Here is a 17,666-nt window from a genome sequence, read left to right as displayed (position 1 = left end):
TGGATTGAGACGGGTCAACCCTTTTTCCAAGACCCTGCTGTTTCTGAAGGAAGAGGTCGTTTGCCGTGAAGCTGTAGACCGGAGCAAGGTCGGTTCGTTTTGTTGCGGGCAATATGGCCTTTTCGAAGTTGTCCAGAACAAAGGGCACGGTGTTCGGCTCTTTGTAATAGGTTACAACCATGTGGGATTCTGTCCCCCCGCTTAACGTATGTCAGGAAAAGCTTTTCCTGAGGGACTCCCAGCTGGATAAGGGTTAGGAACTTCGAAACGGCGTAGTCCTCGCAGTCACCCATGCCCACACCCAGAAACTCCAGCCTGCTCGCCCAGTAGTCGCTCTGCCCCCACGTCTTAATGTCCGTCTGATACTGGACCTGATTGAAGAACTTGTTGACCTCTATCGCTTTTTTGTCGTCAGAAGCGTCGGTCAGCCCGTCCATAAGCTCAAGCAGGGCACTAAGTCTTGTTTCCGCCTGTTCTCCGTATTTCTTACGGTACTGGTCGAAAACGGCATCGGGGACGTAAAACTTTGACGCAGCAGACAGAATGCCTGACACCGCAAACACACTCATCAGAATGACGGCTGTCAAAGTTTTAAAACGCATAGCACCTACATCAGTTTGTTATTATTTTCAGCTCAACCCTTTTGTTTCTGGCTCTTGCTGTTTCGGAGTCGTTGGGCACGAGGGGTTCTGAACCGCCTTTACCGTATCCGAGCATAGCACCTTTCGGTATTCCAAGCTCAAGAAATCTGTTGTGAACTGCAAAAACCATCAATTTTGTCATATCTTTGCCCTGTTCGGGAGTCAGAGAGTCGTCAGTATGGGCATATATTTTCAGGGTGTAGGGTGTTTTAAGTGTTCTAAGCTCCCTTGCGATGCGCAGAAGGGTGGCCGTGGCCTCGTCTGTGAGATCGAATGTATTGGGTTTAAATGAGTTTCCCGGCAGGGTTATCGTCTGTTCTTTTCTGCCCGGATCTATCATTTTCGCAGGGGGCAGAACCGCAGGTACTGCAGTTTTTGCGGCGGGTTTAACAGCCACGGGTTTTGCCGCCGTTCTTGCCGCTGCATCGGATGATTTTTCCGGCTCGCCCAGGCTGTCGGAACTGATGCTTTCCAGCGAATCCTGAGGTGCGGATGCGGGAGTGCTCACCTGAGGCTTTATGTAGGGTGCGAAATAGTCGGGGATGGTGTAGCCAACCTCAACTCCTTCCGTGTTCTCACAGCCGAAGGGTGCTGTTTGGGCGGCTGCAGACTGCTGGCACTGGTCTTTTTTATCGTCAGCTTCGTCCTTGTCCTTGTTGAAATCCAGATTCCCGTATTTTTCGAGCTTGTTCATGGGTTTCTTTTCGGGCAGTCCGACCTTTCCGGCCAGTGCATCGTCATACTCAGCCAGAAGAAGACCCGTTGCCTGAAGCAGTCTGAAATAAGCGATTATTGAGTTATATTTTGATCTGGCAAGGGTTGCCTTTGATGAGTTGTATTCGTTCTCCATGTTCAGAACCTCGTTGAGGCTTCTGCGGCCGAGCCTGTTCTCCTCAACGAAAGCGTCCCTTGTTTTGCCTGTCAGCTCGACATAATCTTTAAGGAAGGGGATTTTTGCATCCTCCGCCTCTTTGATGTTCCATGCCAGCCTGACAGCTTCGATAAGGTTTCTGCGTTCGACGTAGCTTCTTTCATATTCCTTCATCATTTCGGCACTGCGCAGCTGTTTTTCAGCATTTCGCTTGCCGCCGTCGTAAAGATTATAGTTAAGGGAGAGCATGGCCGACTGAATGTCGGTTGAGCCTTCGTCTCCGCCTGTGTTGTTGTTGTGGGTGGCTTTCAGCTCAAAGTCCACCGATGGGTAGTACTGTGCGTTCACACGCTTTTTGCCGTACTTTTTGGCGACAATGTTATAGTCGGCAACGTTGATTGCGGGGTAGGTTGTGAAGGCTATATCCACCATATCGTCTGCTGATTTCGGCAGAGAGTAGGTCAGTTCCGGCATAACGAACTCTTCCGGAGTTACGAAGCGTCCGGCCTGACGATGGAATTTGACTATGGCCTGTTTAAGGTTCTGCTGCTGGGATATATAGTTGGCTCTGGAAAGAGCGAGTCTTGCCTGAGCGTTTGTAAGGTCGGAGAGTTTTCCGAATCCTGATTTTGTCTTCTCTTTTATCTGTTCCAGAATCTGCGCCTGAGTGGTTACGTTTTCAAGGGCTATGTCCAGAAGTTCCTTCTCCTGCAGAACAGTTATGTATGATTCGGACGCAGCGAGGAAAATCTTGTTGGCAACGTTGAGGACGTCGTATGATGCCGACATTGCTCTGGCCTGAGTCTCTCTGACATAGTTCGCCGTTCCGTTTCCGTTGAAAACGTTCTGCCGCAGGGTGAGTGACGCGCTGGTGGAGTTGAGGTCTTTGCGCTCGCCGTCGGTGTCCACTCCGTCGGTTATCTCTTTGCCTCCGGAGAGGTAGGCGGAAACTGTGGGATTGTAGCCGGTTTTTGCCATCTTAAGTTCAGCGTTGACACTGTCGAAAACGTTAACGGATTCTCTGATTTCGGGACTTGTTTTTGAAATTTCATTCAGAATGTCCCTGAGCGGTGTTGTCTTCTTTTCTGCCGCCCAGACGTGAGCCGCAGTGAAAACCGCAAGGGTCACCGCCAAAGCCGTGCGAACAAACATCATTTACCTCAACAGTTGAATTGTTAATAAGATATTTTACTATCACGGGATGTATATCATAGTTTTTATAAATAATAAAGTTGTCTTTTGTCTTGGAAAGTATTAATAAATCAGGAAATATTGCCACGACCTACCATTTTTGATAGTCCTCTGAGGGGCTTTTGTTAACAATTCAATAATAGCGGGAATATCGCAATTAGCTGATATTCACAGAGATATGTCTGCTAATCAGCTTAATTAAAAATATTTTACCTCTGATAATAGGTAGGGGATATATGATGAAAAAATGTTGAGAATCTGTGCAAAAAAAAAGCCCGCCTTTTGAGGGGCGGGCTTCAGAGGTTATTTCAGACCCATAAGTTCCTTAGCGACCTCATCAGATTTAGCCGCTATCTCTTTGTGCAGTGAGTTTCCGTGGCTGTCCATTGTGACAACACAGGGGAAATCCTCGACCTGAATTACCCAGAACGCCTCGGGTGTTCCGAATTCTTCAAGTTTGAAAACGGTTTCCACTTTTGTGCATCTCTTGGCTATCAGTGTTCCGGCTCCGCCCACGGCGTGCAGGTACACTGCGCCCACCTTCTGGAGACCCTCCAGCGTTTTGGGACCCATTCCGCCTTTGCCTATGACGGCTCTGACAGAATACTCCTCGCAAACCGCAGCCTGATAAGGCTCTTCACGGGTGGATGTTGTGGGGCCTGCGGCTACGAAGCTGTATGAACCGTCTTCGTGTTTTTTAACAACGGGGCCGCAGTGATATATGACTCCGTCCTTCATATAGGGACGGGGGAAATCCGGCTTTTCTTCAACCATCAGCTTGTGGGCTGCGTCTCTGGCGGTGACTATGGTTCCAGTGAGAAGAACCTCATCGCCCACTTTCAGAGATCTTGCGGTCTCTTCAGAAATGGGTGTTGTGAGCTTAATCATAGGTCACCTCGCTTCCTTTGATGATCATTTGTTTTCTTCTGTAAACCCAGCAGGTGTAGGAGATTGCAACATAGAAGGTTGCGGGGTGTCTGTGCTGTGCGGCGATGTTTACGCCGAGGCAGGTTGTTTTTCCGCCGAAGCCCATGGGGCCTATGCCGAGTTTGTTAAGGTCTTCATAAAGCTCTTTTTCCAGAGCGGCAAGATCGGGGTTTGAGCTGGGTTCGCCCAGTTTGCGGAAGAACTGCTCTTTTGAAAGCGCATAGGAGGTCACTCTGTCGCCGCCGATTCCGACGCCGATGATCCCGGGTGCGCATCCCTGTCCCTGAGCCTTGTTAACGGCATCAATGACAACTTTTTTGACACCTTTAAGGTCACGTCCGGCCTTAAGGGTTGTGTCGGGCAGTTTATACTGTGCGCCGACATTCTCGGAACCGCCGCCTTTCAGCATCAGACGGACTCTGACCTCGTCCTTGTCCCACTGATGGAAGTGGAGGTAGGGGGCGTTCACGCCGACGTTGTTTCCGGAGTTTTTGCCTGTGATGGGGTCAACTGCGTTGGGGCGCAGATACTGAAGCTTTGTCGCTTCCATAGCTGCGGCCTCTGCCGCTTCTCTGTAGACTTTTTCGGAGTGTCCCACGGGAAAATCGATGTACATAATAACCGAACCCGTGTCCTGACAGACGGGTGTTGATGCATCTCTGGCCAGTTTTACGTTTTCAATGATAGTTCCGAAAACGTTCTTGGCGGGAGTGCCGTCGTCCTCTCTGTCGTATGCCTGTACGAGTGCCGCTTCCACGTCGGGGGAAAGGTCGGTGGATGCTCTGCGGATCAGCTCAAGCATTGCGTTTTTGAGTTCCATAGCCACCTCGCAATAGATATTATAGGTTTTGCCTAAAAGTTAACCAAAATACCCGATATTATTACTCAAAAGACGGTTAAAAAACAAGGGTAATTAATGAACGGAGTTTTATAATTCCGCCGGAAAGTATTTCTATGGATAAAAAAGGCACAAAGGGTATAATTAATCATATAATCAGTTCGGGGGTTTTTATGCAGTACAGGAAAGAAAAGGACACAATGGGCGAAATCAATGTGCCGATAGATGTTTACTGGGCGGCACAGACCCAGAGAAGCCTTGAGAATTTCAAAATAGGCTGGGAAAAAATGCCCGCCAACCTCATAGATGCGTTCGCAGTGCTGAAACGATCACTGGCTGTTGTCAACAACCGTCTGGGTAAGCTTGACGAACAGAAATGTGAAGCTATAGCAAAGGCTTGTGACGAAATAAGAGCCGGAAAACTGGAAGGCCAGTTTCCCCTTTCCGTCTGGCAGACGGGGAGCGGAACCCAGACCAATATGAATTTAAACGAAGTTATAGCCAACCGAGCCACTGAAATCCTCGGAGGCGACTTCCGCACGGACAGGCTCATCCACCCCAATGATCATGTGAACATGTCCCAAAGCTCAAACGACACCTTTCCGACAGCAATGCACATCGCCGCCGTTATTGCAGTTGAGGACGATCTGCTGCCGGCCATCGCTGTTCTGAGGGATACTCTTCAGGCAAAGTCCGACGAGTTTGCGGGGATAGTCAAGATAGGCAGGACACATCTTCAGGATGCAACACCGCTGACGCTGGGACAGGAGTTCTCAGGCTACGTCGCAATGCTGGATACGAATACACGCCAGATAACCGAATCTCTGGAGCACGTCCGTGAGCTTGCCATAGGCGGCACGGCAGTGGGAACTGGGCTTAACGCTCATCCCAAGCTGGCTGTAATGGCGGCGGAGGAGATTTCCAAGTTCACAGGAAAGAGGTTCAAGTCGGCCTCGAACAAGTTTCAGGCGCTTACCTCCCATGATGCCCTTACGGGTGTCAGCGGAGCTATGAAGGCGCTGGCCGCCAACCTTATGAAGATTGCAAACGACATCCGCTGGCTGGCCTCCGGCCCCAGATGCGGAATAGGGGAGCTTGAGATCCCCGAAAACGAACCCGGCAGCTCAATCATGCCCGGAAAGGTGAACCCTACCCAGTCCGAAGCAGTCACAATGGTTGCCTGCCAGGTGTTCGGCAATGATGCTGCCATCGGTTTTGCCGCCAGTCAGGGCAATTTCGAGTTGAACGTGTTCAAACCCGTCATAATATATAACTTCCTCCAGTCGGCAAAGCTGCTGTCGGATGCAATGCTTTCTTTCAACGAGCATTGTGCTGTGGGCATAAAGGCCAACAGGGACAAAATTGACTTCAACCTGAAAAATTCGCTGATGCTGGTGACGGCGCTTAATCCCTACATCGGATACGACAAGGCGGCCAAGATAGCCAAGACCGCCCACGCCGAAAAGTCCACTCTGAAAGAGACGGCTGTTAAGCTGGGGTATCTGACGGAGGAGCAGTTTGATGAATATGTTGTGCCGGAGAACATGACCGGACCTAAGTAAAATTACTGCTTATAAACTTCGCATTTCATCGTTGGAGCGTAAAAAATCTCTCTCATGTACAACATGCGTACACTTCAAGAGATTTTTTACACTCCGCCTTGAACTGCTCGCTTCTAAACAGTAAGCTAGGGAACCCTTTGTTGTCTTTGCGAGGAACAACGTGACGAAGCGATCTTCCAAGTTTATTGTGCTTAGAAGACTGCTTCGCCAGAGCTCGCAGAGACGGCTTCTTTTCCGTCACTCTGAAGCAAAGCCGAAGAGTGACGACATCTCATTCTCCCCTTGACTTTCCTTCATATTCAGCCTAAAACCCGCCTATGGAAATACTTGACCTTACACATGAAATCACAGACGGAATGCCCGTTTATCCCGGAACGGAGGCACCCAGCCTGAAACAGGCAAACACAATAGAGGAGCATGGTTTCGCCGAAAAGCTCATCACCATGGTATCCCACACCGGAACCCATATGGATGCACCTGCGCATATCGTTGCGGGCAGAAGAACCCTTTCGGAAATCGATATAAACGACCTCTGCGGAAAAGGATGTCTTATCGACCTCAGAAATGTGAAGGGCAATATCACTCCCGAACACCTGAAACCCTATGAAACAGAGCTGAGATCAGCAAAAATTGCCGTTTTCTGGACCGGTTGGGACAGATTCTGGGGCGAAGAACAGTATTTCGCCGATTTTCCCGTTATGAATGAAGATGCCGCCCGTTTCCTTATCTCCACAGGCGTGAAGGGCATCGCCGTGGACGTTATTTCTATGGACAGTGTTGACTGCTTCACTCTGGACATCCACAAAGTCCTTTTTAATGCCGAACTTTTCGTTGCCGAAAACCTGAAAGGGCTGGAAAGGCTGTCGGGGAAAGATTTCGACATAGGTATCTTTCCGCTGAAAATCCGTCAGGGTGACGGTTCGCCGATCCGTGCCGTTGCATTTCTGCGCTGATTAAGTTTCTTTAACCAATTTTGAAACCATTCATACTATTTAACTTCCCGCTCTCTTTGCGTCATTTTGAGTCAGTGTTCTGAATTTTTAGCACTTGTTTCGATAATGGTAATGGTGTTTAAAACCGCATGGTTTATTGAAACAGGCTCTGGATAGGCTTTTTGGGTGTTTGCTTGCGGTGTCCTTCGTTGTCTTTTAAGTCAAATCTGAAATCACTAGAAAAATGTTCTAAAACATTTTGACAAATGAAAAGGAAAATTGTATACAGAATACAATCTGATACAAACGAAAGGCCGTATTGCGTCCTTAAATACAGGAGAATGTCTATGTCAATGATGCAGGATTACCTGAAACAGGTTGAAGACAGGGCAAAACAGGGAATTCCCGCTCTGCCTTTGACACCCGAATTTACTGCGGAAGTCTGCAAGCTCCTCGAGCAGCCCTCTGCCACAAAAGAACTCGTAGACCTTATTGAAAACAGAGTCGCCCCCGGTGTTGACCCTGCATCGGAAGTTAAGGCGAACTGGCTTGCAAAAGTTGCCAAAGGCGAAACAAAATCCCCCCTTATCGATAAAAAAAGAGCAGTATTCCTTCTGGGCACAATGCTCGGCGGATACAACGTTAAGCCCCTTGTTGATCTGCTGACGGATGCCGAACTGGGTGCCGACGCCGCTGAAGCCCTTAAAAAGACAATTCTTGTTTACGGCGCATTCGATGAGGTTGTGGCTCTTTCAAAATCCAACGCAAACGCTATGGCCGTTCTTAAGGCATGGGCTGATGCCGAGTGGTTCACATCCAGACCCGAACTTCGCAAAGAATACAAAGTTAAGATCTATAAAGTGGCAGGCGAGATAAACACTGACGACTTCTCACCCGCCAAACACGCATGGAGCCGCCCCGATATACCTCTTCACGCACTTGCAATGGGCGAAACAAGATTCCCCGAAGGCAATGCGCTGATGGAGCAGTTCAAAGCTGAAGGCTTTGAAGTTGCTTTTGTGGGCGACGTTGTGGGTACGGGTTCTTCCAGAAAATCCGCCTGCAACTCAGTAATGTGGAGAATCGGTTCCGATATCCCGTTTGTTCCCAACAAAAAGAATGGCGGAACCATCATAGGTAACGTTATCGCTCCCATCTTCTTCAACACAACTCAGGACTCCGGCGGTCTGCCCATCGCATGCAACGTTGACTCCCTCAACACCGGCGACGTGGTTGTTATAAACACTGAAAAAGGCGAAATAAAAGACGAATCAGGCAAAGTGCTCTCAACTTTCGCAATCAAACCCGCAACTCTGAAAGACGAGTACAGAGCGGGCGGACGTCTTAACCTCATCATCGGCCGTCAGCTTACTGCTAAGGCAAGAGCGGCTCTCGGTCTTGGCGAGTCCACAGTGTTCACAATTGCCGAGAACCCCGTTGCGAAACCCGGTCAGGGATACACTCTGGCTCAGAAGATAATCGGCAAGGCCTGTGGCCTTCCCGGCGTTCTTCCCGGTGCGGCTTGCGAACCCTTAATGACAACTGTCGGTTCTCAGGACACCACAGGCCCCATGACAAGAGACGAGATAAAAGAGCTTGCCTGTCTTGAGTTCCTCTCTCCCATGTTCATGCAGTCGTTCTGCCACACTGCGGCTTACCCCAAGGCGGCAGACGTTAAAATGCATAAATCCCTTCCCGATTTCGTTTCAGCCAGAAAGGGTGTTGCCCTCCGCCCCGGCGACGGCGTTATCCACTCATGGCTGAACAGACTCCTGCTCCCCGACACACTGGGAACAGGTGGCGACTCGCACACCAGATTCCCCATGGGTCTTTCTCTGCCCGCAGGTTCAGGTCTGGTCGCTTTCGCTGGCGCTCTGGGCTTCATGCCTCTGGATGTTCCGGAATCAGTCCTTGTTAAGTTCAAGGGTAAACTGAACCCCGGCATCACACTCAGAGACGTTGTGAACGCCATCCCCTACTGGGCTATCAAACAGGGACTGCTTACAGTTCCCAAAAAGAATAAAGTGAACGTGTTCAACGGCCGCATCCTTGAGATGGAAGGTCTTCCCGATCTTACCGTTGAGCAGGCGTTCGAGCTTACCGATGCAACTGCAGAGCGTTCTGCCGCAGGCGGTACTATAAAACTTTCAGAGGCCTCTGTTGCGGCTTACATCAAGTCAAACATAGCTCTGATGAAAAAGATGATAAAGGCCGGCTATCAGGATGCCAACACTCTGCAGAAGCGTATCGACGACTGCGAGGCATGGCTGAAAAAACCCGTTCTTCTGGAAAGAGATGCCAACGCTGAATATGCGGCTGTCATCGAGATCGACCTTGCGGACATCAAGGAACCCATCCTTGCATGCCCCAACGACCCCGACGATGTCAAACTCCTTTCCGAAGTTGCAGGAACCAAGATAGACGAGACCTTCATCGGTTCATGCATGACAAACATCGGTCACTTCCGTGCGGCAGGCAAAATATGGGAAGGTGCTCCCTACTCAAAAACACGCCTGTGGCTGACTCCTCCCACTCTGATGGACGAAATGGTTCTTAAAGAGGAAGGATACTACAGCATCTTCTCCGCTGTGGGCGCAAGACTGGAAGTTCCCGGCTGTTCACTCTGCATGGGTAACCAGGGACGTGTTGTTCCCGGCTCGACAGTGCTTTCAACCTCAACCCGTAACTTCCCCGACAGGATCGGCGACGGTTCAAACGTGTTCCTCGGTTCCGCCGAGCTCACGGCCATTGCTGGTATGTTGGGCGAAATTCCCTCTGTTGAGAAATACTTCGAATATATGAGCACCAAGGTTGCTCCCAAGGCTTCCGAGATATACAGATATCTTGAGTTCGACAAAATGGGCGACTTTGAACTTTCATATGTTGAATCAGTAGCGTTCTAAGGTTCGATAACCTTCAGATAGTAAAAGCCCGCCCGTCAAACGGCGGGCTTTTTTTGGTTTGGTGTTCGTATTCTTCATTCTGAGTGAAACGAAGAATCTCTGTCAGTATTAGACACTTCGGCTTGAGATTAAGAGTTAGGGGTTGAGAGATCGGATTGTTTGTAGGTATTTCGGAAAATAATATGGAAAGAAATATTGACATGCTTTATATAAAGCTTTATTTTTAAAGAAAAAAGTATGGAAAAATTTATGGAAAATAAATTGGAAATAATGACTTATAAATCCGGAAAATTTGTTTTTTCTGCCGATTACGACAGGTTGGTTATTGATCCGCTTGTGGCAGAGGTTCGGACTCTTGCTGATTTCATGATGGATCTGCGTGTATTTCCTGTTTCTTACAGGCTTGATGAAGAGTTGATAATCCGTTCAATAATGAGTACAGCCGCTATAGAGGGTAATCCACTTACGGAAGAAGAGGTTGGTGAGGTTTTAAATGGTGGCGAGATTACTAATATTTATCAGCGTGAAATTTTCAATCTGAAATCTTGTTATGAGTTTTTGGTTAATTGGGAAAACAAAGATTTTTTAATAACAGAAGATTTGTGCAAATTGTTCCATCAATATATTACCAAAGATATTCCGCATGAATACAACCTTCCGGGGTACTATCGAAAAGAAAAAGTCAAGGTTGGCGACAAATCTCATGGTGGTATTTATGTTCCGCCTAGGTGTTTTGATGACATAAAAATGTTGATGTCTGCTTTTATCGAATGGTTTCAAAAATTACCGAGTGACATTCATGTCTTTGTTAAGGCGTTCTTGCTGCATTACTATTTTGCAAAAATACATCCTTTTAGTGACGGTAATGGTCGTACGGCAAGGATTCTTGAGGGGTTCTATCTTGCCAATAATGGTTATGGGTTCTTTTTGAAAGAGTTGTCTAATTACTATTATAGGCAAGTTGATGAGTACTATGCCGCTTTTTCAAATTCTCATAAGGCAGATGATGCATCACAGTTTATATTGTTCTGTTTAAATATCATGAAAACAGCTCTTTATGAGCGTAAGGAGCAGGCTATCGAGTTTGCAAAGAGATTTGCAATGAGGGATTTTCTGGATTTTGCATATAAGAAGAAGATGCTTAAAGAGCGTCAGTTTAATCTACTGAATGTTCTTTTGGATATAGAAAGGGAGTCTGAATTTTCTAAAGAGCAATTGTTTGTGACATCATATTTTAAAGTGATCTATGGTAAGTTGTCTGACAGGACTGTGGCGAATGATCTTAATTATCTTGTTTCGCAAAATTTACTAATTAAGGATGGTGACAAATACAGAATTAATCTCAACTATCTCAAGCCTGCCATATAAGCCCTATTTCGAACCGATGATGTTTTTATGGTCTCAAGTCCGATTTAAGACGAACGGTGTTTGAAAATAGATGGTCATATCGCTATTTTAGAACGAAGTTAGCGTCCTGTCGTCAGTTTTGTAACAATATTTCAATTTGATATTGAGATATTCAATATCCCCTATAATTCTTTTTTGGCAGGCATTTCAGAGGAAAAAAAGGCCGATATTCCGCCCCGTATTTTTTTCCGGTTGCAAAAGATTGTGGTTGCGGGAAAAATGAAATCTAAATAATGTTTTATCATAGGAAAGGGCAATAATACTTGACAAAACCTGAGTAAAATATATAAAAGTATACTGTATACAGTTGTAAAAAATAATAGCATTATAGAAGTCGCAGGATAAAGAAATACGGTTTCCGGCGGCTCTGCGGAGAGGGGGTTGAACCTTCGCATGATGCGGATGTCATTGAATATGTGACACACGGCTGTATATGATGTAAAATTCAGAGATTAACGGGCAATAAGCCACACGATAAGAGAAGAGGATTTTAGACGAATAACAATCGCATAAGGAGAAATCATGTCAAAGCAACTCATCATCTGGACCGAAATTGATGAAGCACCTGCACTGGCGACTTACTCACTGCTCCCCATCGTTCAGCAGTTTGTAAAGAACGCAGATGTTTCAGTTGAAACAAGAGACATCTCTCTTTCAGGAAGGATTCTTGCAAACTTTCCCGAAAAACTTAAAAACGACCAGAAGGTTGAAGACTACCTGACTCAGCTGGGCGAGCTGACTCAGAAACCTGAAGCAAACATAATCAAACTTCCTAACATCTCAGCTTCAATCCCCCAGCTTAAAGAGGCAATCGCCGAACTCCGCTCAAAGGGCTACGATGTTCCCGAATATCCCGAAGAGCCTAAAACCGAAGAAGAAAAAGAGATCAAAGCAAGATATGCAAAAGTTCTGGGTTCAGCTGTTAACCCCGTTCTGCGTGAGGGTAACTCCGACAGAAGGGCGGCTGCATCCGTTAAAAAATTCGGACAGAAAAAACCCCACAGAATGATGAAGCAGTGGCCCGTGCCCTCTAAGACACGTGTTGCTCACATGAAAGACGGCGATTTCTACGGCAACGAAACAGCTGTTACAGTCGACGCTCCCACAAAAGTCAAGTTCGAGTTCGTGGGCAAAGACGGTTCCGTTCAGGTTCTGAAAGACAAACTGTCTCTTCAGGCAGGCGAAATACTCGACTCCACACACATGGACGTTGCAAAACTCCGTGCTTTCTACGCAGAGACCATCGAAGCCGCCAAGAAAGACAGCGTGCTCTTCTCTCTGCACCTTAAAGCTACAATGATGAAAGTGTCCGACCCCGTAATGTTCGGCCACTGCGTTGAAGTATACTACAAGACCGTATTTGAGAAATATGCGGCTGAATTCAAGCAGATAGGCGTTAACACCAGCAACGGTCTGGGCGACGTTTACGCAAAACTTGCAAAACTTCCCGCTGACAAAAAAGCTGAGATCGAAGCGGCCATTATGGCTGTTTATGAAGTTCAGCCCGAGCTTGCAATGGTTGATTCCGCAAAAGGCATCACCAACCTGCACGTTCCCAACGATGTGATCATCGACGCATCCATGCCTGTTGTCGTTCGTGACGGCGGCCAGATGTGGGGACGTGACGACAAGCTTCACGACTGCATATGCACAATCCCCGACAGATGCTATGCAACCATCTATCAGGCTATCATCGAAGACTGTCAGAAAAACGGCGCATTCGACCCCGCAACAATGGGTTCAGTGTCCAACGTAGGTCTGATGGCTCAGAAGGCCGAAGAGTACGGCTCACACGATAAAACTTTCTTCGCTCCCGCCGACGGCGTTATCCGCATAGTTGACGAAGCAGGAAAGACACTCCTTTCTCAGGACGTTAAGACCGGAGACATCTTCAGAGCATGTCAGGTAAAAGACGCTCCCATTCAGGACTGGGTGAAACTTGCCGTTAACAGAGCAAAAGCTTCCGGCTCTCCCGCCATCTTCTGGCTGGATGCAAGAAGAGCTCACGACGCAGAGCTTATCAAAAAAGTAGAGAAATATCTGAAAGATCATGACACTACAGGTCTTGACATAAGCATCAAAACTCCTGTAGATGCTATAAAAGTTTCTTGCGAGAGAGCAAGAAAGGGACTGGATACAATCTCTGTTACAGGTAACGTTCTCAGAGACTACCTGACAGACCTGTTCCCCATCCTTGAGCTTGGAACTTCTGCAAAAATGCTGTCAATCGTTCCCCTGATGCAGGGCGGCGGTCTTTTCGAGACAGGTGCGGGCGGTTCCGCTCCCAAGCACGTTTCCCAGTTCCTGAAAGAGGGTCACCTCCGCTGGGATTCTCTGGGTGAGTTCTGTGCGCTTGTTCCCTCTCTGGAGCACATAGCAGCCACTTTCAAAAACGAGAAGGCACAGCTTTATGCCGACGCTCTGGATGCCGCAATCGGCAAACACCTTGAGAACGGCAAAGCACCTTCAAGAAAGGCAGGCGAGATCGACAACAGAGGCAGCCACTTCTATCTTGCTCTTTACTGGGCAGAGGCTCTGGCTTCTCAGACAAAATGCAAAGAGACAGCTGCCAAGTTTGCACCCATCGCAAAAGCTCTGGCAGACAACGAAGCTGCAATTACGGCTGAAATAGCTGCGGCTGAGGGCAAACCCACAGACGTAGGCGGCTACTACAGACCCGATGCGGCTAAAGCGTTTGCAGCAATGAGACCCAGCGCAACGCTGAACAAGATCATCGACTCTATATAATGCAGCTCAGGCGTCCGCAATAAGAGGGCGGACGCCTTTTTTTAAAAAAATGACCAAAAATAACGTAGGGGGCTTAAATGTGCACTAAATTCTCCAGACCTAAAATCGCTCTTGTGGGCGGCGGTAACATCGGCGGGGTACTTTCCCAGCTGGCAGCTCTTAAAGAGCTTGGCGATGTTGTAATGTTCGACATCGTTGAAGACCTGCCCCAGGGCAAACAGCTTGACATAGTTGAGGCTTCAAGAGTTGACGGCTTTGATGTTATGCTGACAGGTTCTAACGACTACGCATGTCTTGAAGGCGCCGACATAGTTATAGTTACAGCCGGACTTCCCAGAAAACCCGGCATGAGCAGAGACGACCTGCTCACTACAAACGCAAACATCATCAAAGTTGTTGCTGAGAACATCGGCAAATATTGCCCCGAAGCTCATGTAATCGTTATCTCCAACCCGCTGGATGCAATGGTTACACTTCTTCAGGAAGTTTCCGGACTTCCCGCTGAGAGAGTTTACGGTCAGGCAGGCGTTCTTGACTCTTCAAGATTCGCAACTTTCATCGCATGGGAACTCGGCGTGTCTGTTAAAGACGTTAACGCAATGGTTCTCGGCGGCCACGGCGACACTATGGTTCCCCTTGTTCGCTATGCAAACGTGAACGGCGTTCCGGTTATGGAGCAGCTCGTTAAGAAATACGGCAGCGAAGCAAAAGCTCAGGAAGTTATGACTGCAATGGTTGAGCGCACAAAAGCGGCAGGCGGCGAAGTTGTTGCTCTGCTTAAGAAAGGCTCTGCATTCTACTCTCCCGCTTCTTCAGCTATCCAGATGGCTGAGGCTGTTCTTCGCGACCAGAAAAGAGTTCTTGCAGTATGCGCAAAACTCAGCGGCCAGTACGGCGTTAACGGCTACTATGTAGGCGTTCCCGTTGTTCTCGGCAAAGGCGGCGTTGAGAGAATCATCGAAGTTGACCTGAATGCTGAAGAGCAGAAAATGTTCGACGTTTCTGTAAACTCAGTTAAAGGCCTCGTTGAAGACCTTAAGAGACTTAGCTTCCTTAAGTAAGCATAAGTTAAGAATTTTTGACCTGTAATAAACGTTAAATAACATGGCTCGTCCTTTACAAAAAGGGCTTGCTAAAAAGGTATTTATGAACATAAATGCTATATTCCAAATCCGTGATGACAAAAGGAGGGCGAGCCATGTATTTGCATGAATTTCAAGCAAAGGGTCTTTTAAGATCCTACGGTGTTCCCGTTCCTGACGGCGGAGTGGCCTCAACGGCCAGCGACGCTCTCAGGGTGGCAAAGGCGCTGAAAGGCGAAAAATGGGTGATCAAGGCTCAGGTTCACGCAGGCGGCAGGGGAAAGGCCGGCGGTGTGAAAGTGGTCAGCGTTTACGGCGACGTTTACGACGAATCCACCAAAATGCTCGGTATGAAACTTGTCACCAAGCAGACGGGTGAGGAAGGAAAGATTGTCCGCAGGATACTGGTAGAGAAGGCTACGGATATCAAGCAGGAGATATACCTCAGTTTTCTCGTGGACAGAGACTCCGAACAGCACATGATAATCGCAAGTTCGGAGGGAGGAGTGGAGATCGAGGAGGTTGCGAAGAACAACCCCACGGCGATCTTTAAGGAACACATCAGCCCCGTGCTCGGCATGAGCCAGTTTACGGGACGCAAGCTGGCGAAGAAGATAGGACTTCCGTCCAATCTGCTGAACAAGTTTGCCGATGTGGCAGAGAAGCTCTATCAGTGTTTTGTGCACCACGACGCCATGATGCTTGAGATCAACCCGCTGGTTGTAACAGGCGAAGGCGAGATAGTGTGTCTGGACGCAAAGATGACAGTTGACGACAACGCTCTTTACAGACACCCGAAGATAGAAGAGATGAAGGACTACGGCGAGCTTGAACCTCAGGAGGTTCGGGCGTCCATATTCGACCTGTCATACGTCAGCATGGACGGCAACATAGGCTGCATGGTAAACGGAGCGGGTCTGGCGATGGCCACAATGGACATCATAAAGTCCTTCGGCGGCGAGCCTGCAAACTTCCTCGACGTAGGCGGCGGCGCAGACGTTAACAAGGTGCGGGAAGCGTTCAAGATCATTCTCACCGACCCCAAGGTCAAGGTGATATTTGTAAATATATTCGGCGGCATAGTCCGCTGTGACCTCATAGCCGAGGGTGTTCTGAAAGCGGCGGATGAGGTTCCGAGCGACAGACACATAGTTGTCAGGCTGGACGGAACCCATGTTGCGGAAGGCAGAAAGATCCTCGAAGACGGAGCGGCAACCAAAGGGATCAGCATCGTAACAGGCGATACGATGGCCGATGCGGCTCAGAAGGCTGTTGAGCTGGCCAAGAGCGAGCCTCACAAACGTCAGGCTAAGAAGTAGGGAGGGGTCACATGAGCATACTGGTAAACAACAGAACAAAAGTGGTCGTTCAGGGTCTCTCCGGCTCACAGGGAAGATTCCATGCGGCCAGAATGAAAGAATACGGAACCAACATTGTTGCGGGGGTTGTCCCCGGTAAGGGCGGTACTGAGATAGACGGAACTCCGGTGTTCGACACAATGATGGAGGCCGTCAGAAAAACAGGATGCAACGCATCGATAGTCTATGTTCCGCCGGCATTTGCGGCAGACGCTGTCATGGAGGCTGTGGACGCTAACCTCGACCTCTGCGTGTGCATCACCGAGGGCATTCCCGTAAAGGATATGCTCAAGGTTAAAAGAATGATGAAGACGGGAACATCCCGCACTATGCTTGTAGGTCCGAACTGCCCTGGAGTCATTACTCCGGGAGAGTGCAAAATGGGCATCATGCCGGGCGAGATACACACCCCCGGAACTGTAGGAATCATCAGCAAGTCAGGAACACTGACATATGAAGCTGTCAAGCAGGTAAGCGATTACGGGTTCGGCCAGTCCACATGCATAGGCATAGGCGGCGACCCCATAATAGGGCTGAAATATATAGATTTGCTTGAGATGTTTGAATATGACGCACAGACAGAATGCGTCGTTCTCATCGGCGAGATAGGCGGTCAGGCGGAAGTTAAGGCGGGGGAATGGATCAAACAGAATTTTTCCAAACCCGTGGTCAGCTTCATAGCCGGACAGACTGCGCCGAAGGGTAAAAGAATGGGACACGCAGGAGCTATCATCTCCGGAGGCGACGACACAGCCGCAGCCAAGATGGAAGCTTTGCAGAAATGCGGAGTGCATGTGGTTCATTCCCCAGCGGACATCGGCAGAAAAGTTGCCGAGGTTCTGGGTAGATAAGGGAGCATTTTTTATTACATACAGCGGTTTAACCGCAGATTTGTTTGACGGGGAGAAGAAGCCGGAGCTTCATAAGTTATGAAGCAGTTCTGAATCGTAGCGATAGCGTGATTTCCCGCAGGGATGAGGAAATTACGAAAGTCTATAAGGAGAGGTAAATGGCTAAGGCAGAAAAAATTGAAATTTACGTCAATCTCTGCAAGGGTTGCGAGATTTGCGTAGAACTTTGCCCTGTTGACGCCCTTGAAATGAAAGATTTCAAGGCCGCCGTAAAAGATCTCGACAAATGTATCGCCTGCATGCAGTGCGAGTTAAGATGTCCTGATTTTGCTATCGAAGTTTATAAGAAATAATA

At 48.4% G+C, this 17,666-nt stretch carries 13 protein-coding genes; 9 read left to right on the top strand and 4 right to left on the bottom strand.

What is annotated here, in order from left to right:
* Positions 1-14: 14 nt before the first annotated feature.
* The 4 genes from C8D98_RS10995 to C8D98_RS10980 form a co-directional block, all read right to left on the bottom strand.
* On the bottom strand, positions 15-602 hold the full coding sequence (locus C8D98_RS10995) for a transglutaminase-like cysteine peptidase (protein ID WP_132874197.1): 588 nt from the start codon (positions 600-602) through the stop codon (positions 15-17).
* 10 nt (positions 603-612) lie between these two features.
* Positions 613-2,667 carry a TolC family outer membrane protein gene (locus C8D98_RS10990; RefSeq protein ID WP_132874196.1) on the bottom strand — a complete coding sequence of 685 codons (2,055 nt, stop codon included), beginning with the start codon at positions 2,665-2,667 and terminating at the stop codon, positions 613-615.
* 339 nt (positions 2,668-3,006) lie between these two features.
* The gene (locus C8D98_RS10985; protein WP_132874195.1) at positions 3,007-3,591 is read right to left on the bottom strand and encodes a FumA C-terminus/TtdB family hydratase beta subunit; all 585 of its coding nucleotides are present in this window, start codon (positions 3,589-3,591) and stop codon (positions 3,007-3,009) included.
* Entirely contained in the window at positions 3,584-4,450 is an 867-nt protein-coding gene (locus C8D98_RS10980; RefSeq protein WP_132874194.1) for a fumarate hydratase, read from the bottom strand. Before C8D98_RS10980 ends, C8D98_RS10985 begins: the two co-directional genes overlap by 8 nt.
* A gap of 191 nt (positions 4,451-4,641) precedes the next feature.
* Between C8D98_RS10980 and fumC the strand changes: the two genes are divergently transcribed.
* The 9 genes from fumC to C8D98_RS10935 all read left to right on the top strand — a co-directional run bounded on the left by fumC (position 4,642) and on the right by C8D98_RS10935 (position 17,664).
* Entirely contained in the window at positions 4,642-6,030 is a 1,389-nt protein-coding gene (gene fumC / locus C8D98_RS10975; protein ID WP_132874193.1) for a class II fumarate hydratase, read from the top strand.
* Between the two features lie 317 nt (positions 6,031-6,347).
* Entirely contained in the window at positions 6,348-6,983 is a 636-nt protein-coding gene (locus C8D98_RS10970; protein WP_132874192.1) for a cyclase family protein, read from the top strand.
* 332 nt (positions 6,984-7,315) lie between these two features.
* Positions 7,316-9,865, top strand: coding sequence for a bifunctional aconitate hydratase 2/2-methylisocitrate dehydratase (acnB, locus tag C8D98_RS10965; protein WP_132874223.1), 2,550 nt, complete (start codon positions 7,316-7,318; stop codon positions 9,863-9,865).
* 237 nt (positions 9,866-10,102) lie between these two features.
* Complete coding sequence (locus tag C8D98_RS10960) at positions 10,103-11,233, top strand: Fic family protein (protein ID WP_132874191.1); 1,131 nt, start codon at positions 10,103-10,105, stop codon at positions 11,231-11,233.
* 561 nt (positions 11,234-11,794) lie between these two features.
* On the top strand, positions 11,795-14,020 hold the full coding sequence (locus C8D98_RS10955) for an NADP-dependent isocitrate dehydrogenase (RefSeq protein ID WP_132874190.1): 2,226 nt from the start codon (positions 11,795-11,797) through the stop codon (positions 14,018-14,020).
* Positions 14,021-14,097: 77 nt separating this feature from the next.
* Positions 14,098-15,081: a malate dehydrogenase gene (mdh, locus tag C8D98_RS10950; protein ID WP_132874189.1), complete on the top strand. Its 984-nt coding sequence runs from the start codon at positions 14,098-14,100 to the stop codon at positions 15,079-15,081.
* Positions 15,082-15,218: 137 nt separating this feature from the next.
* Positions 15,219-16,421, top strand: coding sequence for an ADP-forming succinate--CoA ligase subunit beta (gene sucC / locus C8D98_RS10945; protein WP_132874188.1), 1,203 nt, complete (start codon positions 15,219-15,221; stop codon positions 16,419-16,421).
* Positions 16,422-16,432: 11 nt separating this feature from the next.
* The gene (sucD, locus tag C8D98_RS10940) at positions 16,433-17,311 is read left to right on the top strand and encodes a succinate--CoA ligase subunit alpha (protein ID WP_132874187.1); all 879 of its coding nucleotides are present in this window, start codon (positions 16,433-16,435) and stop codon (positions 17,309-17,311) included.
* Positions 17,312-17,469: 158 nt separating this feature from the next.
* The gene (locus tag C8D98_RS10935; protein ID WP_132874186.1) at positions 17,470-17,664 is read left to right on the top strand and encodes a 4Fe-4S dicluster domain-containing protein; all 195 of its coding nucleotides are present in this window, start codon (positions 17,470-17,472) and stop codon (positions 17,662-17,664) included.
* Positions 17,665-17,666 lie beyond the last annotated feature (2 nt).

Origin of the sequence: Seleniivibrio woodruffii (assembly GCF_004339245.1) — a bacterium.
In the GTDB taxonomy this organism is placed as follows: domain Bacteria; phylum Chrysiogenota; class Deferribacteres; order Deferribacterales; family Geovibrionaceae; genus Seleniivibrio; species Seleniivibrio woodruffii.
Note: the sequence above shows the minus strand (reverse complement) of the source record. Positions and strands in the feature narration are given on the sequence as shown.